The 3,355-nt window shown below is 67.3% G+C and carries 5 protein-coding genes; 2 read left to right on the top strand and 3 right to left on the bottom strand.

The genetic code is table 11. The features are described from left to right. Positions 1–182 precede the first annotated feature (182 nt). Positions 183–386 (top strand): hypothetical protein, encoded by a 204-nt coding sequence (locus QZY48_RS05300; protein ID WP_295428690.1) that lies wholly within the window; start codon positions 183–185, stop codon positions 384–386. Then, positions 373–1,164 (top strand): M48 family metallopeptidase, encoded by a 792-nt coding sequence (locus tag QZY48_RS05295; RefSeq protein ID WP_295428686.1) that lies wholly within the window; start codon positions 373–375, stop codon positions 1,162–1,164. The genes QZY48_RS05300 and QZY48_RS05295 overlap by 14 nt, the downstream gene beginning before the upstream one ends. On the opposite strand, the gene QZY48_RS05290 is transcribed toward QZY48_RS05295, so the two are convergent. Genes QZY48_RS05290 through QZY48_RS05280 form a run of 3 tightly spaced genes read right to left on the bottom strand, consistent with a single transcriptional unit; the run spans position 1,161 to position 3,139 of the window. Then, complete coding sequence (locus QZY48_RS05290; protein ID WP_295428683.1) at positions 1,161–2,174, bottom strand: NAD(P)H-dependent glycerol-3-phosphate dehydrogenase; 1,014 nt, start codon at positions 2,172–2,174, stop codon at positions 1,161–1,163. The two genes, QZY48_RS05295 and QZY48_RS05290, sit on opposite strands and share 4 nt — an antisense overlap. Positions 2,175–2,182: 8 nt before the next feature. Further along, positions 2,183–2,653: a protein-export chaperone SecB gene (secB, locus tag QZY48_RS05285; protein ID WP_295428679.1), complete on the bottom strand. Its 471-nt coding sequence runs from the start codon at positions 2,651–2,653 to the stop codon at positions 2,183–2,185. Positions 2,654–2,710: 57 nt separating this feature from the next. After that, on the bottom strand, positions 2,711–3,139 hold the full coding sequence (locus QZY48_RS05280) for a rhodanese-like domain-containing protein (RefSeq protein WP_295428676.1): 429 nt from the start codon (positions 3,137–3,139) through the stop codon (positions 2,711–2,713). Between the last annotated feature and the right edge of the window lie 216 nt (positions 3,140–3,355).

Below are 3,355 nucleotides of genomic sequence, written 5' to 3'. Positions count from 1 at the left end.
GCTCGCCAGCGTGATTGAAACCTGTCGCCAGCGCGGCCAGGTGCCGTGGCCCTATCTGGCCGGCGTGATCGCTGAGCGCCGCGCCGGTCGCGCGGCCGCTCCGCTGCCGGCTCCAATGCCGGGTCTCTGAACGGCTACCCGCCGGCAAGGATACGGTCTATCTGGCGACTTGCGCCCGCCAGATGGTAGCGCATCTGCGCGACAACCAGTTATTGCTGCCGGGTTGGAGTAGTTCCAAGGGCGGGCGGATGCGGGTGGAGGATTCGCTCCTGGCCGAATCCTGGAACCCGGACTATGCCGCCCTGGGCTTCGATCCGGCCGACATCAATCCGCCATTCTTGGGGCCGGCCCTCAATGAATTGGTGACCATTGATGCCGCCCGCTGAGGCGATCCGCCCCAGTGTCTTGCACCAGGTCTCGCTCGACGGGCGGGAACTGACGTGTCGGCTGGTGCGCTCCAAGGCCGCCACCCGACTCCGGATCAAGGTCAGCAAGCCCGACGAGGTGGAGTTGATCGTACCGGAGCGCCGCACCGACGGCGAAGGATTCGCCTTTCTCACCGCCAACGCGGCTTGGGTGCTGGAGCAACTGGAGCGCGCGCAACGCCGGCTGGTGGTGCGGCGGCCGAACCCTCGGGTGCTCGGTCAGGTGCTCTTGGGCGGGGAGACGGTCCCGGTCCAAGTGATTCGCCTCGACACCTGGCTCGCCCCGAACCGGATCACGCTCCAGGACGGGGAGATTCAGGTCACCACTGGGCCGCACTCGCGAACGGCACCCGCGCGGTCCTTGGAGAACTGGCTGCGCAAACGGGCGCGCGAGCAAATCGAACAATACGTGAGCGAGGTGAGCCGGCGCGTGAAGCGCTTGCCCGGTAAGGTCTACATCATGGACCAGCGCACCAAGTGGGGGAACTGCTCGGGGCTCGGCAACCTGTCGTTCAACTGGCGTCTGGTGATGGCGCCCGACTTCGTGCTGCGCTACATCGTCACCCATGAGGTGGTGCACCTTGCCATCCCCGACCATTCGCAGCGGTTCTGGCTGACGGTGCAGAGCCTATGCCCGAGTGCGGAGCGGGCGCGGCAGTGGCTGGTGGCCAACGCGGACCGGCTCATCATGGCCGACTGCATCGCGGCCGTGGCACAGGAGGACATTGGTCAGCCTTAGCCAAACTCCGCCTTCGGCTCCCGCTCCAGCAGCGCCGCCGTGGCCGCCAGCGGCGGTACCCCCTCATAAAGCACCTGATAGACCTGTTCGCTGATCGGCATCTCGACCCCGAGTCGGTGGGCGAGGGTGCGCACGGCCGCGGCCGTGATCACGCCCTCGACCTCCTGTCCGATGGCCGCCCGCGCCTCGGCGACGCTGGCGCCTCGCGCCAGGGCCAGGCCGAGGCGGCGGTTGCGCGATTGGTCGTCGGTGCAGGTCAGGACCAGGTCGCCGATCCCGGCCAGGCCCATGAAGGTCTCGGGTCGACCGCCCAGGGCGGCGCCGAGCCGGATCAATTCGCTCAAACCGCGGGTGATCAAGGCGGCACGGCTATTGGCCCCGAAGCCGAGGCCGTCGGCGATGCCGGTGGCGATGGCCAGTACGTTCTTGGCGGCGCCGCAGATCTCCACACCCACCAGGTCTGAACTGGTGTAGGCGCGGAAGCGCCCGCCGTGGAGCAGGCCCGCGGTGCGGCGGGCAAAGTCCTGGTCCTCGGAGGCCACGGTGACCGCCGTGGGCAGCCCGATGGCGACCTCACGGGCAAAGCTGGGTCCCGAGACGATCGCCAGGCTCTCGCCCGGCAGGCCCCGTTGGGCCAGTGTGTGCAGCAGTGCGCCGCTCTGGGGTTCCAGCCCCTTGGTCGCCCAGGCGAGCCCGATGCCCCGCGGCAGGCGCGTGGCCAGGGCCGCGATCACCTCGGCGAAGGCGTGGCTCGGCACCACCGCCAGGCAGGCGGCGGCGCCGGAAAGGGTCTCCTCCAGCGATTCCTGGGGCACCAGCCCCGCGGGGAAGGGAACGCCGGGGAGGAAGCGCCGGTTCTCCCCGTGGGCGCGCAGCTCGGCGATCTGGTCCGACTCGTTGCCCCAAAGCCGGACCCGATGGCCGTTGCGGCACAGTTGGATCGCGAGCGCCGTCCCCCAGGACCCGGACCCGAGGACCGCGATGTCGGCGCCCACCGCGTCACTCGACACCGGTTCACTCAATGCTGCCGCGCCCCTTCGGCGTCTGCCGCCGCCTGTTGCTGGTGTTGCGCGAACAGGGCGTCGAAGCTGACATGCTGGAGGACCAGTTGCGGGAAGCTGCCCTTGGTCACCAGGTCGGACACGGCCTCGCGTGCGTAGGGGAACAGCAGGTTGGGGCAGTAGGCGCCGAGCATGGGGCCCAGTTCCTCCTCCGAGAACCCACCCAGGGTGAAGATGCCGGCCTGGTGGACCTCGACGATGAAGGCCGTCTTGTCGCCGACCTTGGCCGTGACGGTGACGGACAGCACCACCTCGTAGGTCTGCTCGTCGAGCCGGTTGACCTTGGTGTTGAGGTTGAGCTCGTTTTGCGGCTTCCACTCGCCGCGGAAGACCTCCGGGGCATTCGGCGACTCGAAGGACAGGTCCTTGAGATAGGTGCGTTGGACGGCGAACTGCCGCTCCGGGTTGGTCTGATCGTTCTCGGCCATGGAATACCTTGCTATTTACGTTGGTGTCGGGGACTAAGGTGCAACCTGGGCGTCGACTCAGCGCTTCTTGCGCGACAGCGGCAGGTTTGCCGCCTGCCAGGCGAGGATGCCGCCCTTGAGGTTGTAGACCTCCTCGAAACCCTGCTTGCGCAGGTGCTCGCACGCGGCCCCGGACTGGCCGCCCGACTTACAGTTGACGATGATCGGTTTGCCCTTGTACTTGCCAAGGACCGCCAGTTGGTTCTTGAAGCCGTTCATCGGTATGTTGACCGCGTTGACGATATGGCCGGCGGCGAAGTCCGCCGCCGAGCGCACGTCGATCACCGTCGCATCCTTGTGGTTGATCATCTCGGTGGCCCCCAGGGGCTCGACGTTGCCGCGCTCGCCGACGATCAAATTGTGGATCAAAAGCGCCAGGATCACGACGAGCGCGACGAACAGGTACCAATTGTGGACGACGAACTCAAACAGTTGGCTGACCTGCATCGGGCTTGATTCTCTGAAATTGATGGGAAGGGGAGCCGCCGGGCGGGCTCACAAGGGCGTCGCCGGGCGGCCGACGGCGACCTGGTGGGCGCAGTATAAGGAGCGCGGGCGCGGGAGTCACTCCGGGACGCGCCGCGCACCCTACAGCGACTGGACCTTTTCACGCGCCGGGCGTCGTTGTCGTTGTCGTTGTCGTTGTCGTAATCGAACAATCCG

The sequence above is a fragment of the uncultured Thiodictyon sp. genome (assembly GCF_903828115.1).
Lineage (GTDB): Bacteria > Pseudomonadota > Gammaproteobacteria > Chromatiales > Chromatiaceae > Thiodictyon.
This window is presented reverse-complemented; position numbering and strand designations above follow the sequence as displayed.